Origin of the sequence: Lysinibacillus sp. NPDC094403 (genome assembly GCF_050278745.1) — a bacterium.
Taxonomy (GTDB): Bacteria; Bacillota; Bacilli; order Bacillales_A; family Planococcaceae; genus Lysinibacillus.
In genome coordinates this window covers 163,854-179,803 of the sequence record NZ_JBNNTL010000006.1, presented here as the reverse complement: position 1 = coordinate 179,803, position 15,950 = coordinate 163,854, and the positions used below count along the sequence as shown (strand labels likewise).

Below are 15,950 nucleotides of genomic sequence, written 5' to 3'. Positions count from 1 at the left end.
ATGAATGACAGCGTCAAATGATGAAAAATGGATGAATAAAAAAATATCTAGACGTGACATGCTTAAGCTATCAGGTATCGGAGTAGCTGGTGTAGCTATCGGTGCTTCTGGCTTAGGTGGTATTATGAAAGTAATGGGCTATGATGTGTTTGAGCCTGTTGCAGACAGCACTACTGCACGTAATAAAGTTGATTTCTATGGAAAACATCAATCTGGCATTATTACACCGGTTCAGACAAATATATATTTTGCTTCTTTAGATGTTTTATTTACATCAAAGAAAGAGCTACAAGAGTTGTTCAAACAATGGACACCTCTTGTTGTACGCTTAATGAACGGTGAATTAATGGTAGATTTAACAACAAATACTAGAGTGCCAACAGGAGATACAGGTGAAGCGGAAGGGTTAGATGCTTCAAACTTATCGATTACAATAGGTGTAGGACCATCTTTGTTTGATAAGCTTGGTATCCAGCATTTAAAGCCTGAGGAATTAAAAGACTTACCTCATTTCCCAAAGGATCAGTTACAAAAAGAATTTACTGGTGGAGATATTTGTATTCAAGCATGTGCGGATGACCCACAAGTGGCGTTTCATGCAGTGCGTAATTTAGTACGTGCAGCCTCTGGTAAAGTAGAGATTAAATGGTCACAGGCAGGATTCAACTCTTTCCCAGCTGGCGGAGGAACACCTCGAAATTTATTTGCGTTCAAGGATGGTACGGGCAATCCTTCTGATGAAAAAGATCTAAACAAAGTGGTTTGGGTCGATAAAGGTTGGTTAAAAGGTGGCTCTTATTTAGTCGCACGTAAAGTTCAAATGCATCTTGAAACATGGGATCGCACATCTTTAAAAGATCAGGAGGCAACTTTTGGTCGTTATCGCGATAGTGGTGCACCTTTTGGGAAAAAGAAAGAGTTCGATGATTTCAATGTAGAGGCGAAGGATAGCAACGGTGAGTATATCATGCCAGATACTTCACATGTTCATTTAGCACGTAAATCAGGCGCGCGGATTTTACGTCGCTCTTACTCTTATGCATCAGGTGTTATGACTAATACAGGTGCGCATGATGCGGGACTCATGTTTATTTCTTTTCAAAAGGACCCAGCCCAATTTATAACAGTTCAAAATAGCTTAGGACGTAAAGATAAAATGAATGAATATATTACCCATCGAGGCAGTGCAGTGTTTGCTTGTTTCCCTGGTGTATCAAAGGGGAGTTATATAGGTGAAGCACTTTTTAACGCGCTGTAGTTTAGTACTTTGCTTGTTATTGGCACTTGCTGTACCAGTGCAGGCAGCGCAATCATATAGTCATTTGTACATTTCTATAAGTGACGCGCTGATGAATACGAAGCAGGACAAGGAAGCTGAGGCAGAGCGAGCTCTTGAACAGTTTGCTACAGACTGGGCATCGGTCACATCTGATCAAAAGGAAGCAAAAGAACAAGTAGATGAAATTCTTGCACAAGCAGTTAAAGCTACTTCCAAAGATGAACGTTTAAAGGCACTATCTGAATTATCTAATGCTTTACGTGCATTAGAAAAGCTTGAGAATCCTGTAGATGAAGGGGCGCAGCGAGCAGAATTTGGCACGAAATTTAAACCCGTTATGAAAGCATTTGAAGATGCCTTAGCAAGTGGTGATGTACCTACAATCGACGCAGCATATAAGGATTTTAATGCGAAATGGAAAAAAATTGAACGCCCTGTACGTGAGCAAAGCATTGCGATGTACGGACAAATTGAAACACAGATGGCCTTTATCCGAATCTCACTTGCTTCCGAAAAGCCAGATGTAGCCTCAATGCAATCACAATATGCAGAATTAAAACAAACAATTGAGGATTTTGTAGCAGGTAATGATACGGCGAAAGTTGTAGATGGAGAGTATTCTTTAGCAACATTGATTGCTTATATTGATGAAGCGAATGATTTTATCGATGCAGGTGACTACAAGGCTGCATCTGATAAAATTCGAGATTTCATTAAAATATGGCCGAGTGTAGAAATTGACATTTCAACACGTAACGGTAGCCTTTATACAAAAATTGAAAATGATATGCCAATCCTCGTTAGTGACTTATTGAAGTCTAACGTCGATGTCAGAGCAATTAAAAGTAAGCTTGATACATTCCGCACTGAAATTGAGCTGATTCAAAGTGACTCGGATTATACTCTGTGGGATGCAACATTAATCTTACTGCGAGAGGGCTTAGAGGCACTGCTCATAATTATGGCATTAGTATCGTTCTTAGAGAAATCTGGACAAAAAACAATGCGCAAATGGATATATGTTGGTGCATTTGTTGGGATCTTACTATCAGCTGTAGCGGCTATTTTAATGTCTACGATTTTCCAATCCGCAACAGTCGATACAAGTCGAGAGCTGATGGAAGGTTATATTGGTTTACTAGCTGCTGCAATGATGATTGGAGTTGGTATTTGGCTCCATAGTAAATCGAGTGTGACAAGCTGGAACCGCTATATCTCCAAACAAATGGGCAATGCAATCTCAACTGGCTCGGTGTTTGCGATGGCATCAATTAGCTTCTTATCTGTTTTCCGTGAAGGAGCAGAAACACTTATCTTCTACGCAGGAATTGCACCTAAAATGGAGACAAGTCAATTTGTGCTTGGTATCGTAGTAGCGCTTTTAATATTAACTATTTTTGCATTTGTATTATTTAAAGCAAGTGGAAAAATTCCAGTTCATAAATTTTTCGCAGTGGCAACGGTGTTAATCTATGTATTGGCATTTAAAATTATTGGTGTCAGTCTGCACACATTGCAGCTTCGTAATTCAATTTCAACAACAATTGTAGATGGTTTACCAGTTGTCAGCTTCATTGGTTTCTATCCAACAGTAGAAACAATGATTGGACAATCGATTTTACTTTTACTTGTTGTAGCTACGATTATTTATAAAAAGAAACAAAAATAAATAGAAGGGTAGATGAATATATTTTCATCTGCCCTTTTTTTCAATGAGATAAGGTGTCATCAATGTATGGCTTTTCTGCAAAACGTGAGATTGATTACCGTTCCGACTGAAGGACAATAAAAGGTTTGTTATGACAATCCGGAAAGTCTTACACATAAAGATGTTAACTTAAACTAACGATGGAGGTTTCTTCAATAAGTAAAAATGTAGTATTATTGTATATGGAGGATAATTATGGTGAAAACGATTAAGAAAAATATACAAGCTTCGCTAATTTTTTTCATACTATTTATTACATTTCGATGGTTATTTCATGATGACATTCAATGGGGACAAATTATTGGAATTTCAATTTTATTTTTCCTTTTTAATATATTTTACGATTGGGCAAATATCCCCTATAAATGGAAGAAGGAATAACTTGCTAAGGTAGCTAACCCAAAGTTGGTTCTGTTTAGATTTATCGTCACAATTATGCCGAGGAATATTGATTAGAAAGATTATTCAGTTAGTTAAGAAAAAGGCAAGATGGGGGAATGAAGATGGAAAGTGACAAATACGGTAATGAAAGTAACGAAATCTACAGTTATAAAACCTACAATATTTTTGCGTATATTATCGGTATTCTATTTTCACCGTTATTAGGGGTTATTATGGGCATTGTAGGTGTAATACAGCGTAAGAAAAATGCTTGGAGTATTATTATCATTTCAATTCTTGGTTGGGTTCTGAATGCATTCGTAATTAATAATATTCTATAAATGTAGCTTTACTGAAATCAGGATTTTAAAACATCAGGTGCAATTTTAAAGTTTAAATTTCCGAAATAATAATAAATTTTTAACTCCAACAATCTAGAGGACTTGTGCGTATTACAACTTATATACGGAAGTCCTTTTGTTATGTTATTCACTTACAGGAATGCTTCTACAGCTTCAGATGATGGCATTGCATCTTATTGAACAGTCAAAGCTGTGGTTTTGAATGAATCAACGCTCACAAAAGCTACAGCTACTTTGAATACGTCTGTGGTCTTAATCAAACTTTATAACAAATAGTAGAGCTTGTCTAAAGTCTGAAGGACAGATGATTTCATTTTCATCTGCCCTTCTTCAAGTTAGTCGACCCAATAAGAAGGACGTTTCAAGTGGGAGGGTAGTTTTGTTTGATGATTACCTTGTGCTGAATTAATTTGCATTTGGGTTAAAAACATACTGCTAGAAAGGTCTGCGCCGCGTAGATTTGCATCACGTAGATCCGCACCTATAAAATCCACACCTCTTAAATCTGCATTTTGTAGATTGGTAGCTATTAAATAAGATCCTCGAAGATCAGTTGCTCTCAAATCCTTGCCTTTTAAATTCTTCCCAATCCAATCAACCCCACGATTGTCATACTTTCGAGAGTTTTTTCCAATCTTTACGATAAGACTTTTGCGAATTTGCTCACTTGTTTCTAATAGTAAAACATTCACTGGTAGTCGGAAATTTGGAATATTTATTGCTAGTAATGCATCTGCTTCCAGCTCTGTTGCATGTTTTAACTGTTCTAATTGTATATGTAGCCTGTTAAATAGGGATGAATCAACTTTATACGATAAAGCCTCTGCTACGTAGGCGATCATTTCGTAAAGTTGTTCCATAATAGGGAAGACACGAAACATTTTCTCGGAAATTTCAGGGTATTGTCGCCAGTCTTGTCCATGGAATGTTGTTTGTGACACCTTTTGCCCAGCTCCTAAACAATCAAAAACTGTACAACCTTTAAACCCTTGATCTCTAAGTTTACTATGAATTTGACAGCTAAAATTCGATTGTAGATTAGGACAAGGTACCCCGGCTGCTTTATTAATGGCAAAGTCGCTAGAAGCAGCAATATTTAAAGCAGTGCAGCATAGACCAAAACAGCTTTGGCAATCTGCCTGTAAACTTTCACGTATCTTTTTTCCCATTGTATAATCGGCTTTTTTTACTTCAGACATCATTGTTTTCCTCACTTAACACATAAACTTTACATATAATTCTATCACTTATTGTGTGTGAAAGGATATTTTTTAGATGGAAAAATTCTGAGCCGAACCCGATAAATGTTGGAAAGGAATAGGGACAAAAACTTCGGATGAATAATTTGAAAGTTTTTTACAAAATTAGAACAGTGTATTGACAATTTATTGTAAAATGCTATAATTTTTATCGACAGACAGTCGGTCTATTAGGAGGAATGAAAATGAGAAAAGAAGCTATGGAACGCAGAAACCAAATACTTGATGTAGCTGATGAACTTTTCGGTCAGAAGGGCTTTGATGGCACAAGTACTAACGATATTCTCGAAAAGGTCGGAATTGCACGTGGGACGTTGTATTATCACTTCAAGTCGAAGGAAGATATTATGGACGCGCTAATTGAAAGGTATAATGTACAAATTTTAGGTACTGCAAAGGAAATTGCGGCAAATAAGAGCATACCAGTCAATGAGCGTATTATCCGTGTTGTAATGGCTCTAAACATAAGTGATGGAAATAGTAAGGAAATTATTGATCATATACATAAGCCTCAAAATGCGCTTATGCATCAGAAAATACAAAAGGTTATCATTAATGGCCTTCCCCCGATACTGACGGAAATAATTCGTGAGGGTATTGAGCAAGGGCTTTTCAGTACGCCGTATCCGTATGAATGTATGGAAATGATTGTGGCCTATACGAATACCGTTTTTGATGATGATATGGTTGATATGACAGATGAAGAACGCGCTTCACGTATACCAGCTTTTGTATTCAACGTAGAAAGACTGCTAGGTGTCGAAAGTGGAAGTCTTATGTACATGATGAAGATGTTTGGCAGTGGGGGTGAAGAAAATGGAAACAACGATGGTTGATTCTGAGGGTTTTTTCAAAAAATTTCTTCTGCTATGGTCGGGACAACTGATTTCGGCCATAGGAAGCGGGCTTACAGCGTTTGGGTTTTCGATTTATGTTTTCCAGCAGACGGGAAAAGCATCGGCAACGACACTTGTAGTTTTACTTGCGTTTATGCCTTCGCTTCTATTAAGCCCTGTGGCAGGAGTGCTAGCGGATCGTTATGACCGAAGACTTTTAATGGTGTTAGGCGATAGTCTTTCTGCGATAGGACTTGTATATATTCTAATTTGTATGCTTAGCGGAGAAGCACAACTATGGCAGATTTGTGTGGGGGTTACAATAAGCTCGGTGTTTTCATCGCTACTTGATCCCACATACAAGGCAACTGTTACAGATTTACTGACCGAGGAACAATATACAAAGGCAAGTGGTTTTGTCCAGGTGGCAGGTTCTGCAAAATATTTGATTTCTCCTATCATTGCAGGATTTTTACTCGCTGTTTCGGATATAAAACTTCTGCTTGTAATCGACATCTGTACATTTTTTGTAACAGTTACTTCAACTCTGGCAGTTCGTAGAGGTCTTATTTCAAAGAAATACGAACAGACACAATCATTTTTCCATGAGTTCAAAGATGGTTGGCGTGCAGTTTCTGAAAATCGAGGTGTGCTCGTTCTTGTAATCATGACATCGGTGCTGACATTTTATCTTGGAATTATTGAAACACTTTCCATTCCGATGTTGCTTACTTTTACGAACAGCTCCGTGATAGGAACGGTGGAAACCGTTGTCGCTACAGGGATGCTCGTATCCAGTGTGATCATCGGATTTCTTCCAATCAAAAAAGGGTATGTGAAAATTCTTTCGTTTTCGCTGTTTTTTGAAGGAATATTTATGGCGATATTCGGACTTCGCGAAAATATAGTTCTTATCTGTATTTCGGGTTTTTTCTTTTTTGCCATGATGCCATTTGCAAACTCAACTATGGATTTTCTTGTTCGTACCAACATTGATAATGCCGTTCAGGGCAGAGCATGGTCACTTATAGGGGTAATTTCACAGCTTGGATTTGTTGCCGCCTATGCGCTTTCGGGTATACTTGCTGATTATGTGTTCACTCCTTTGTTAGTTGACGGCGGATTGCTTGCTGACAGCGTAGGGAAAATTATCGGTACAGGTCAAGGCAGAGGAACGGGCTTACTCATCATAACAGCTGGAATTTTATTAAGTGTTACTTCATTAATTTTGTTCAACTTAAAATCAGTTAAAAAGCTTGAAAACAGAGGTGACGTATGTATTTCAGATTAATCCGAAATGACATTTCTAAAAGCAAACTGATAACGCTGACAACAACGTTATTTGTCGCGGCTGCGGCTATGCTGGTTTCTTTATCGGCGATCCTTATGGTTAATCTTTCTGGTGCGATCGATTCACTTATGAATCAGGCGAAAACTCCGCATTTTATGCAAATGCATTCGGGAGATATCGATACTGTCCGGCTTACAAATTTCGCGGAGAAAAACAGTAATGTCGATGAATTTCAAGTGCTCGAGTTTCTCAACATGGATAATGGGCAAATTATTTTAGGTGATCGTTCACTTGCTAATAATGTTCAAGACAATGGTTTTAGCACACAGAGTGAGAAATTTGATTATCTTCTTGATCTTGACGGAAACATCATAAACGTATCTGATGGTGAGCTTTATGTTCCAATAAACTATATGAAGGACTCCACGACGAAGGTCGGTGATAAAGCCGTAATAGGTGGAAAGGAATTTACTGTAGCGGGATTCCTCCGGGATTCACAGATGAATTCTATGCTGTCTTCTTCAAAAAGATTTCTCGTTAGTGGAAATGATTACGCGGAAATAAAAAGTCTTGGAAGTATGGAGTATTTGATTGAGTTTAGATTGAAGGATTTGTCTGCACTTGGTGAATTTGAAACTGCTTATGCCTCTGAAGGACTTGAAGCGAACGGACCAACGATTACATATCCACTTTTCAAAACACTTAACGCGCTTTCCGACGGGATCATGATAGCAGTTATACTTCTTATAAGCGTCCTTGTCGTTGCTATCGCATTTCTGTGCATACGCTTTACACTCCTTGCGAAAATCGAAGACGATTACCGTGAAATTGGTGTAATGAAGGCAATAGGGCTACGCCTTTCTGACATTAAGAAAATTTATCTTGCGAAGTACGCAGCAATTGCCGCAGGGGGGAGTATTCTCGGTTATGCACTTTCGTTAATGTTCAAAAACAGGCTTCTTGAAAACATCCGGCTTAATATGGGGGAAAGCGAACACTCTTCTTTTGCCACGTCTTTAGGAATCCTCGGCATTATACTTGTATACCTTGCAATAATCGCTTATATAAGCGGGGTGCTGAGACGCTTTCGGAAAATTTCTGCTGCAGAAGCAATTCGCTTTGGCACATCACAGGAAAAAAACGCAGTCGCAAAGCGTTTTAGCCTGAATAGAAATAAGCTTTTTAACACGAATATTTTCCTTGGAATCAAAGATGTTCTCGCAAGGAAAAGACTATACGCCACAATGCTTGCAGTACTTGTAATTTCCGCATTTATCATTATTGTTCCACAAAACCTTTACAACACGATTTCCTCAACAAGCTTCATTAAATATATGGGTATTGGAAACTACGATATTCGTATTGATATTCAGCAGACGGATCAAATCTCTGAAAAAGCTGCAGAAATTTTAGATTATATGGACAGCGACAATTCCATTGCAAAGTATACCATCCTTACTACAAAGACATTCAAAGTGAAAACGGAAGACGGATCAGAGGAAAATATAAAAATCGAACTTGGAGACCATTCGATATTTCTTATCGAATATACAAAGGGAAGAGCACCTGCTACAGAAAAGGAAATTGCACTTTCGGTTTTGAACGCCGAAGAAATGAGCAAAAAGGTCGGCGATACCATTACGGTCATCATGAAGGGGAAGGAGAGTAAGCTCACGGTAAGTGGCATTTATTCCGACATTACTAACGGTGGTAAAACGGCAAAGGCTGTTTTTACTGACAACTCGGAAAATATAATGTGGAGCGTTATTTGTGCAAAGCTTTCAGATAAAACCCTTGTCGATGATAAAATCTCTAAGTACACGGACCGATTTACTTTTGCTAAGATCTCTAATATTGATGAATTTGTTAAACAAACATTCGGATCGACAATAAAATCAGTTGAAATGGCCTCCATTGCCGCAATTGCTATAGCGCTCATAATAATGGTGCTAGTGACACTATTGTTTATGAAAATGCTTGTCGCAAAGGATAGATATTCGATTGCTGTCATGAAAGCACTAGGTTTTACAAACTCCGATATTACGGTACAGTATGGTTCGCGAGCGGTATTCGTATCGATTATCGGAATTGTTCTAGGCACCCTTATGGCAAACACTCTTGGAGAGGTACTTGCAGGTACAGTTATCACCTCGTTCGGGGTGTCATCGTTCAGTTTTTCAATCAATTCACTTTCGGCATACGTACTTTGTCCGTTATTGATGATTTGCTCGGTACTAATCACAACTATAATTGGCACATGGGACGTGGGGAAAATAAAAATATCCGAAAATATAAAGGAGTAGCTTATGAAGAAGATTATAATCGGTGAACATATTGTAAAGTCTTTCGGCGAGGGCGATGAAAAGCACAATGTTCTCGACGGAGCATCCGTTGACATAAACGAGGGTGAGTTTGTTGCAATTATGGGACCCTCGGGCTCAGGAAAATCAACGCTAATGTTTGCACTGAGCGGCATGGACAGCGTTGATGGAGGAAGGGTTATTTTTGATGGCAATGAATTATCGTCAGTCGGAGAGGTTGAACTTTCAGACATACGTAGAACTAAAATGGGCTTTGTATTTCAGCAACCAACGATGCTCAAAAATCTAAATATTCTTGATAATATTATTCTACCATCCATTCGTGATAACAGAAAAAACGTTACGAAAATTTCAGAGAAGGCAAGAGCGATTATGAAGAGGGTAGGCATTGCGGAGCTTGAAATGCGCGACATTACACAAGTTTCGGGAGGTCAGCTACAGCGAGCAGGGATATGTCGAGCGCTTTTGAACAGCCCGAAAATCATTTTCGGCGATGAGCCTACAGGTGCACTTAACTCCAAAACAGCGCAGGAAATCATGGACATTTTTACCGAAATCAATGCGGGCGGTACTGCGATTATGCTCGTCACTCACGATGCAAAGGTAGCGGCGCGGACGGAACGTGTGATGTTTATGCGCGATGGGAAAATCGTCAGTGAGCTGAAACTTCCGAAGTTTGACGGTACCGATATTGATGGAAGAATTGAGAAAGTAACGGAGAAAATGTGGGAAATAGGAATATGAGTTGTTGAGAATCTCATAATGGAAAATGTAAGATTTCTAGAGTAGTTATGTACCGAGTTAAATGATTGGTTATAGAGAAAAGCAGGGGAATTGGTATACAAACAAACCTCTGCTTTTATTTATATAATAAAATTTTTTTACTTATTTATTTTTTGAATACTTGAAAAAATGAAACTTTTCGATTTGGAATCCGTATTAAATGGAAAATATTGATTTTTCAGGAGGTAATATGTTTAAGTTTAGAAGCTTCTTCCTTATATTTATTTTCATATTCTTATTAACTGCCTGTACTCAGGATACAGTTGTTCCTAAAGGAAACAATGATGAAAATATTGTTGTTACAGCGGATGGGAAAATTACCTTTGAGATTATTAATAAAATAAAGCTTCCACAAGAAAAAGTAGAATCAATAAAAGACGAACTCTTTAATGCCTATGATGAAATTCAGAATTCAATTCACACTACATATGTTCCTTCCGAGAGAATTAATGTATTTCTCAATGAAGGAAATGAAGTATCACGGGGTTTGAGATCGGAACTTCAACTATATGACATTAAGGAAGACCAATATCCACTTGTCCATGAACTGACACATTCCGTAGTTGGTTATGGCAACAATTTTGATAAAAGTAGGGGCTATTTTACGCAAGAGGGTTTTGCTACTTATATGGAAGATAAGTATGGGAAAAATGAGTCATATTCCCATAAGCTTATGAAGTATTATATCGATTCAAACAAATTCATACCAATTAGCAAGTTGATAGATCCGAATCAAGCAGATTCCTATTTTCGCCCAGCCCTTAAAAATCAAAAAGAGTACACCCTTCAATGGATGAGCTATATACATTCAGCCTCTTTTATTACTTATTTAATTGATACTTATGGATTAGAAAAGTTTGAACAACTCTACAACGAAGATGACTTGGCTAAAAAAGTAGAGGAATTATACGGAAAGAACATTAGTGAGATAGAAAATGATTGGGTAGTTTTTATTAAAAAGAGTCAAAAGGAATTAACATATGATGACAAAAGGAAAATAGGATCATTTTATACTGCTACTTCAGTTATTGATCAGATTGACCCTAAATTTTTCACTAAGGAATAATTTATTGTAGAACGGTAAGGTGTGATTCAAAGTAAGTTGTTTTCAATTATTTGAGAATCGTCTTTGAAGTTATAGCCGATGACACCGGATATATTGAGGGCAATGAAAAACTAGAAAAATCATTTTTTATTTAAAAATTTATCTTTTGTTAGATTTGAAACCTTAAAAAAAGTCGATTTGCATCACATTTTTTGTGGCAAATCGACTTTTTCAGTGCCTTCGAATATTACCTATCTCTTCTTCTAAAACAGGGAATGTGGTATTCTTCTTCATAAGAATACGGTGCCATATTTTTAGCAATGCTTGTTAACTCTATGGCAAACACACCTGATAGTACATAAAAAATATAATAAGAAGTAGTGGTGAAGAAAAATGGGGTAACGGTAAAACAAGGGAAAATTCTTGTCGTTACCTCTTTTTTAATTGCCCAGAGGATGTCGATAAAATTCAGAAGTTGGGTGATAAAACGCAAAAGTTAGTAGATAAAACTAAGAAGTTGGGCGATAAAATGTAAAAGTGTTCTGATAAAAATAAAAAGTTGGATGACATTTTGTTAAAACGTCAAAATCACCCTCATATTGCTGAAGATGCATACTTTATTAAACTTTATTTCATTACAACCCGAAGGAAGAAGCCTTTATTTTAAAGGGTTCTTCCTTTTTTTTGCATTTAATGCTTGCAAAGTTAAAAGTCATAGTGTACTATTTGACTAGTACACTATGACACGAGGTGTTTGCTTTGAAAAAATTTGCAGGGCTAATGAAAAAGGAATGGGTGCTTTATCAGGCATGGCTATTCAGTGGGATTTTTATTGGGATCATGCTGACAATGGTAGTTCCATATTTAATTAGGCATTTTAGTGATCAATTTGTGATGGATAATCAGATGCCATTTTTCTTCTCGATATTAGTACTTATGTTAGGTGGATTTTTTTCGATATTACAATTTCTAGTTAGTATCCGTAATGACTTAAGGACCAAAGAGATCTGGCTGCATTCAACTAGTTCCATCGCACAGCTTGTGGGTGTGAAGATTGTATTTTCCTTAATAGGATACGCTATCTTCAATTTTATCTTTGTGAGTATAGCTATTTACAATATCAAAGATGAAATGATAGGCAACTTCGCCCAAATGTTTTTATTGCTTTTATTTTTAGTTGGAATGATTGTTATTTTTCAATTGATGATGTTTGTGACACTGCTACTATTTTTTGCATTTAATCTCCAAATGAAACACTTTATTGGGAACTTTTCAGTAGTTATTACTATGGTTACCTTTTTCATCAGTATGAATTCATGGTTGAAATTTACAGAAAGCAAATTATATGATAATATTTTCCATCATATAGGCATTTCATTAAAGGGTCTCGAACAATTTTTCCCGAAGTCACCAACAATGAATTTAAGTTTGAGCACTATGTATTTAGTAGAAGAAGTAGCAACTATTATTTTTGTAGCCATCCTATTTATCACAGCGACAAAATGGCTTGAAAAGGTGGTTTTACGATGACAATCGACTTTTCACGTGATAAGCCTATCTATAGCCAGCTCGTTGATCTGATATGTGGGGACATTTTGAAAGGGAAGCTAGTGCTTGGAGATCGACTTCCTTCTGTTCGAGAATATGCAGTGGAAACAGGAGTCAATGTAAATACTGTGCAACGGGTGTATAAGGAGTTAGAGGCAATGAATATAACGGAAACCAAACGAGGTCAAGGTACATTTATTACAACCGAAGAAGAGCGAATTGCTCTATTACGGGAAGATATGAAAAATCAACTGGCAGATCATTTTTTAACTTCCATTGAAGCACTTGGGTTTTCAAAGGAAGAGATGCTCGTTGTTTTACAAAATAAATCGTGAGGTGAAATAAATGCTACAGCTATCAAACGTTTCTTTCCGTTATATGAAAAAGCCTATTCTCCAAGATGTGTCTTTTTCCTTTCCTGTTGGACAAATCATTGGGCTTGTTGGAGAAAATGGTAGTGGTAAGTCTACACTATTAAAAGTGTTGGCAGGCTTATTATGTCCATCAAGTGGTGAGGTATTGTTAAATGGAACGCCTGTTACACGCAGAAGTGCTGATAAAATTGCTTATTTACCAGATATTGATTTGTTTTTTGATTTTTACACAGGTGAGCAGCTTTTTCAGCACTACGCCTCTCAATTCGAAGATTTTTCGTATGATAAGGCATGTATAGTTGCAGAGTTTTTACAGGTTGATAAAAATGTGAAGCTACGGCAATTATCAAAGGGTAATCGTGGTCGAATGAAAATGGCCGCAACTCTTGGGCGAGAAGTACCCTTTTATGTAATGGATGAGCCATTTTCAGGTCTTGATCCAATTGTTCGTGAGCAACTCATAAAAGGGTTAATTCAATTTACAGATATTGAACACCAAACAATATTATTATCAACGCATGAGTTATATGAAGTAGAGCCTATTTTAGATCAAATCATTTTATTGCGAAATGGTTCGATCATTGCACATGAAGAAGTAGAGACTATTCGAGACGTTACGAATAAAGATGCTGTGCAATGGATGAAGGCTTATTATAAGAAAGGGTGAAATTAATGACAACACAACCAATTGTTCAATTGCAAAATATATCAAAAACCATTGGTGGTAAGCAATTGATTCAGCAATTGAATATCGATTTATATCCAGGTCAAATTACTGGATTTTTAGGACCGAATGGTGCAGGGAAAACGACGACAATTCGTATGATGACAGGGCTTATGAGTCCATCTGAGGGGAAAGTTATTATTGATGGCCTTTCCTTACAGGACAATTATGAAGAAGCGATAAGTAAGGTCGGCGTAATTGTAGAAAATCCGGAAATGTATAAATATATGACGGGTTATAAAAACTTACTGCACTTTGCGCGTATGCATAAAAACGTTACAAAAGAGCGTATTCAAGAGGTGGTTAAACAAGTTGGTCTTGAGAAACGCATCAATGAAAAGGTATCGACGTACTCGCTAGGGATGCGTCAGCGTTTAGGACTCGCACAGGCTCTACTTCATCGACCAAAATTTTTAATTTTGGATGAACCAACAAACGGTCTAGATCCAGCAGGTATCCGCGAGTTTCGTATGTATTTGCGTAAAATTGCGGCGGAGGATGGAGTATCTGTTTTTGTCTCCAGTCATTTATTATCTGAAATTGAATTAATGTGTGATCGAGTGGCTGTCATACAAAATGGCAAACTTATCGATATTCGTGATATCAACGTTGAAACTTCTTCGTTTTATTATATTGAAGCTACACCAAATAATCAGGCAACAGAACATCTTCAAAAGCTCGATTATAACTTTGTGGCTGAAAATAATGGTTATGTGGTGGAAATTAAGAAAGAGGATATACCGAAACTCATTACACAATTTGTTAATGAAGGAATTCAATTATTTGCCGTTCAACCGCATCAAAAAACTTTAGAGGATCAATTCTTAGAAATGACAGGAGGTGGCCAAATTGCTGAATCTAATTCAAAATGAATGGATGAAATTATGGCATAAAAAAGGAACTTGGGCAATGGTCACGCTATTAATCCTCTTTATTATTGGTCCAGGTATTATGATGAAATACTATGAAACAAAAACGACAGAGGATTTAACGTGGCAGGAAAGTGAACAGAAAGCCATTATTAATAATAAAGAAATACTGAAAGGTGACGACCTAACGGCAGAGGATAAAAAACACTTCGAGGAGCAAATTGCTATTTCTGAGTATCGACTAGCAAATGATGTGCCATCTCAAGAAGAGGGAAGCGTAGCAAGCTTTATGTCATTTTCAGGTGGCATGCTGACTTTAGTGACATTATTTACGGTTATTACTGCAGCAAGTATTGTCTCTAGTGAATTCTCTACTGGTACGATAAAAATGCTATTAACGCGTCCGGTTTCACGGGCAAAAATATTAACTTCAAAATTGCTTACTACATTCATATTTGGGCTCTTTTTAATTGTTGTCAATGTGATAATAAGCGCTCTCGTTGGGTTAATACTATTTGGTGGTACAACTGGTGTTGAGTTAGAAATGGTCAACGGTCAAGTAGTTGAAAAAGCAGTATGGAATGATTTAGCATACCACTATTTACTTTCTGGCGGAAACTTTGTCATGTCAATATTATTTGCTTTCTTAGTAGGCTCAGTTTTCCGTTCAAGCTCTTTAGCGATTGGCTTAACGATGTTCTTATCTTTTACAGGTGGAATGATTGTCATGTTCTTAAGCAGATTTAAAATCGTTAAATATATTTGGATAACACATTCAGATTTGACACAGTATGAAACTGGTCACTTTATAATAGATGGTATGACAATGCCATTCTCACTCACAATTCTTGCGATTTATGCTGTAATTTTCCTTGTGATCAGCTATATGTCCTTTATGAAACGTGACGTCACAGCGTAAAGAAAAGAAATGATGAACTTGTAGCCCAATTGGTTGAAGAAAAGCTTCCAATTGGGCTATTCTTTGTTCAATGGCAAGACTATATCCATCCATGTAAATAAGATCATATTTGAGCATGGTATGATGACTTTAGAGAATTTGAAAAAGTTGGATGCTTCCCATCATTTCAAAAATAGTGTTTATTTTTTGTAAGAGTGGTAATATAATTGATATCAACTTAATGAAAACGCTTTTTTTTCGATTAATTGGTC

15 protein-coding genes are annotated in these 15,950 nt (G+C 37.0%); 14 read left to right on the top strand and 1 reads right to left on the bottom strand.

Annotated elements, in window-relative coordinates; genetic code table 11:
- The first annotated feature begins 4 nt into the window (after nucleotides 1–4).
- The 4 genes from efeB (at nucleotide 5) to ACQKMV_RS12130 (ending at nucleotide 3,709) form a co-directional block, all read left to right on the top strand.
- Nucleotides 5–1,258 carry an iron uptake transporter deferrochelatase/peroxidase subunit gene (gene efeB, locus ACQKMV_RS12145; RefSeq protein ID WP_427504188.1) on the top strand — a complete coding sequence of 418 codons (1,254 nt, stop codon included), beginning with the start codon at nucleotides 5–7 and terminating at the stop codon, nucleotides 1,256–1,258.
- Nucleotides 1,233–2,948: an FTR1 family iron permease gene (locus ACQKMV_RS12140; protein WP_427504186.1), complete on the top strand. Its 1,716-nt coding sequence runs from the start codon at nucleotides 1,233–1,235 to the stop codon at nucleotides 2,946–2,948. The genes efeB and ACQKMV_RS12140 overlap by 26 nt, the downstream gene beginning before the upstream one ends.
- 234 nt (nucleotides 2,949–3,182) lie before the next feature.
- On the top strand, nucleotides 3,183–3,368 hold the full coding sequence (locus ACQKMV_RS12135) for a hypothetical protein (protein WP_427504185.1): 186 nt from the start codon (nucleotides 3,183–3,185) through the stop codon (nucleotides 3,366–3,368).
- 122 nt (nucleotides 3,369–3,490) lie between these two features.
- Entirely contained in the window at nucleotides 3,491–3,709 is a 219-nt protein-coding gene (locus ACQKMV_RS12130; protein WP_427504184.1) for a hypothetical protein, read from the top strand.
- A gap of 356 nt (nucleotides 3,710–4,065) precedes the next feature.
- On the opposite strand, the gene ACQKMV_RS12125 is transcribed toward ACQKMV_RS12130, so the two are convergent.
- Nucleotides 4,066–4,929, bottom strand: a complete 864-nt coding sequence (locus ACQKMV_RS12125; protein ID WP_427504183.1) for a pentapeptide repeat-containing protein — start codon at nucleotides 4,927–4,929, stop codon at nucleotides 4,066–4,068.
- A gap of 239 nt (nucleotides 4,930–5,168) precedes the next feature.
- Between ACQKMV_RS12125 and ACQKMV_RS12120 the strand changes: the two genes are divergently transcribed.
- The 10 genes from ACQKMV_RS12120 (at nucleotide 5,169) to ACQKMV_RS12075 (ending at nucleotide 15,699) form a co-directional block, all read left to right on the top strand.
- Complete coding sequence (locus ACQKMV_RS12120; protein ID WP_427504182.1) at nucleotides 5,169–5,825, top strand: TetR/AcrR family transcriptional regulator; 657 nt, start codon at nucleotides 5,169–5,171, stop codon at nucleotides 5,823–5,825.
- Nucleotides 5,806–7,116, top strand: a complete 1,311-nt coding sequence (locus tag ACQKMV_RS12115; protein WP_427504180.1) for an MFS transporter — start codon at nucleotides 5,806–5,808, stop codon at nucleotides 7,114–7,116. Before ACQKMV_RS12120 ends, ACQKMV_RS12115 begins: the two co-directional genes overlap by 20 nt.
- The gene (locus tag ACQKMV_RS12110; protein ID WP_427504178.1) at nucleotides 7,101–9,419 is read left to right on the top strand and encodes an ABC transporter permease; all 2,319 of its coding nucleotides are present in this window, start codon (nucleotides 7,101–7,103) and stop codon (nucleotides 9,417–9,419) included. Before ACQKMV_RS12115 ends, ACQKMV_RS12110 begins: the two co-directional genes overlap by 16 nt.
- Nucleotides 9,420–9,422: 3 nt before the next feature.
- Nucleotides 9,423–10,181, top strand: coding sequence for an ABC transporter ATP-binding protein (locus ACQKMV_RS12105; protein WP_427504177.1), 759 nt, complete (start codon nucleotides 9,423–9,425; stop codon nucleotides 10,179–10,181).
- A gap of 199 nt (nucleotides 10,182–10,380) precedes the next feature.
- Nucleotides 10,381–11,286 (top strand): hypothetical protein, encoded by a 906-nt coding sequence (locus ACQKMV_RS12100; RefSeq protein WP_427504176.1) that lies wholly within the window; start codon nucleotides 10,381–10,383, stop codon nucleotides 11,284–11,286.
- A gap of 738 nt (nucleotides 11,287–12,024) precedes the next feature.
- The gene (locus ACQKMV_RS12095) at nucleotides 12,025–12,795 is read left to right on the top strand and encodes a hypothetical protein (protein ID WP_427504175.1); all 771 of its coding nucleotides are present in this window, start codon (nucleotides 12,025–12,027) and stop codon (nucleotides 12,793–12,795) included.
- Nucleotides 12,792–13,148 (top strand): GntR family transcriptional regulator, encoded by a 357-nt coding sequence (locus tag ACQKMV_RS12090; protein WP_427504173.1) that lies wholly within the window; start codon nucleotides 12,792–12,794, stop codon nucleotides 13,146–13,148. The genes ACQKMV_RS12095 and ACQKMV_RS12090 overlap by 4 nt, the downstream gene beginning before the upstream one ends.
- Before the next feature lie 10 nt (nucleotides 13,149–13,158).
- Nucleotides 13,159–13,854 carry an ATP-binding cassette domain-containing protein gene (locus ACQKMV_RS12085; protein WP_427504171.1) on the top strand — a complete coding sequence of 232 codons (696 nt, stop codon included), beginning with the start codon at nucleotides 13,159–13,161 and terminating at the stop codon, nucleotides 13,852–13,854.
- A 5-nt stretch (nucleotides 13,855–13,859) separates the two neighbouring features.
- Nucleotides 13,860–14,783 (top strand): ABC transporter ATP-binding protein, encoded by a 924-nt coding sequence (locus ACQKMV_RS12080; protein ID WP_427504170.1) that lies wholly within the window; start codon nucleotides 13,860–13,862, stop codon nucleotides 14,781–14,783.
- Nucleotides 14,761–15,699, top strand: a complete 939-nt coding sequence (locus tag ACQKMV_RS12075) for an ABC transporter permease (protein ID WP_427504169.1) — start codon at nucleotides 14,761–14,763, stop codon at nucleotides 15,697–15,699. Before ACQKMV_RS12080 ends, ACQKMV_RS12075 begins: the two co-directional genes overlap by 23 nt.
- Nucleotides 15,700–15,950 lie beyond the last annotated feature (251 nt).

Excerpts from the sequence above, each read along its gene's own strand:
- efeB (WP_427504188.1), top strand. The coding sequence starts at position 5 with ATGACAGCGTCAAATGATGAAAAATGGATGAATAAAAAAATATCTAGA.
- ACQKMV_RS12135 (WP_427504185.1), top strand. The coding sequence starts at position 3,183 with ATGGTGAAAACGATTAAGAAAAATATACAAGCTTCGCTAATTTTTTTC.
- ACQKMV_RS12130 (WP_427504184.1), top strand. The coding sequence starts at position 3,491 with ATGGAAAGTGACAAATACGGTAATGAAAGTAACGAAATCTACAGTTAT.
- ACQKMV_RS12125 (WP_427504183.1), bottom strand. The coding sequence starts at position 4,929 with ATGTCTGAAGTAAAAAAAGCCGATTATACAATGGGAAAAAAGATACGT.
- ACQKMV_RS12120 (WP_427504182.1), top strand. The coding sequence starts at position 5,169 with ATGAAAATGAGAAAAGAAGCTATGGAACGCAGAAACCAAATACTTGAT.
- ACQKMV_RS12115 (WP_427504180.1), top strand. The coding sequence starts at position 5,806 with ATGGAAACAACGATGGTTGATTCTGAGGGTTTTTTCAAAAAATTTCTT.
- ACQKMV_RS12110 (WP_427504178.1), top strand. The coding sequence starts at position 7,101 with ATGTATTTCAGATTAATCCGAAATGACATTTCTAAAAGCAAACTGATA.
- ACQKMV_RS12105 (WP_427504177.1), top strand. The coding sequence starts at position 9,423 with ATGAAGAAGATTATAATCGGTGAACATATTGTAAAGTCTTTCGGCGAG.
- ACQKMV_RS12100 (WP_427504176.1), top strand. The coding sequence starts at position 10,381 with ATGGAAAATATTGATTTTTCAGGAGGTAATATGTTTAAGTTTAGAAGC.
- ACQKMV_RS12090 (WP_427504173.1), top strand. The coding sequence starts at position 12,792 with ATGACAATCGACTTTTCACGTGATAAGCCTATCTATAGCCAGCTCGTT.
- ACQKMV_RS12085 (WP_427504171.1), top strand. The coding sequence starts at position 13,159 with ATGCTACAGCTATCAAACGTTTCTTTCCGTTATATGAAAAAGCCTATT.
- ACQKMV_RS12080 (WP_427504170.1), top strand. The coding sequence starts at position 13,860 with ATGACAACACAACCAATTGTTCAATTGCAAAATATATCAAAAACCATT.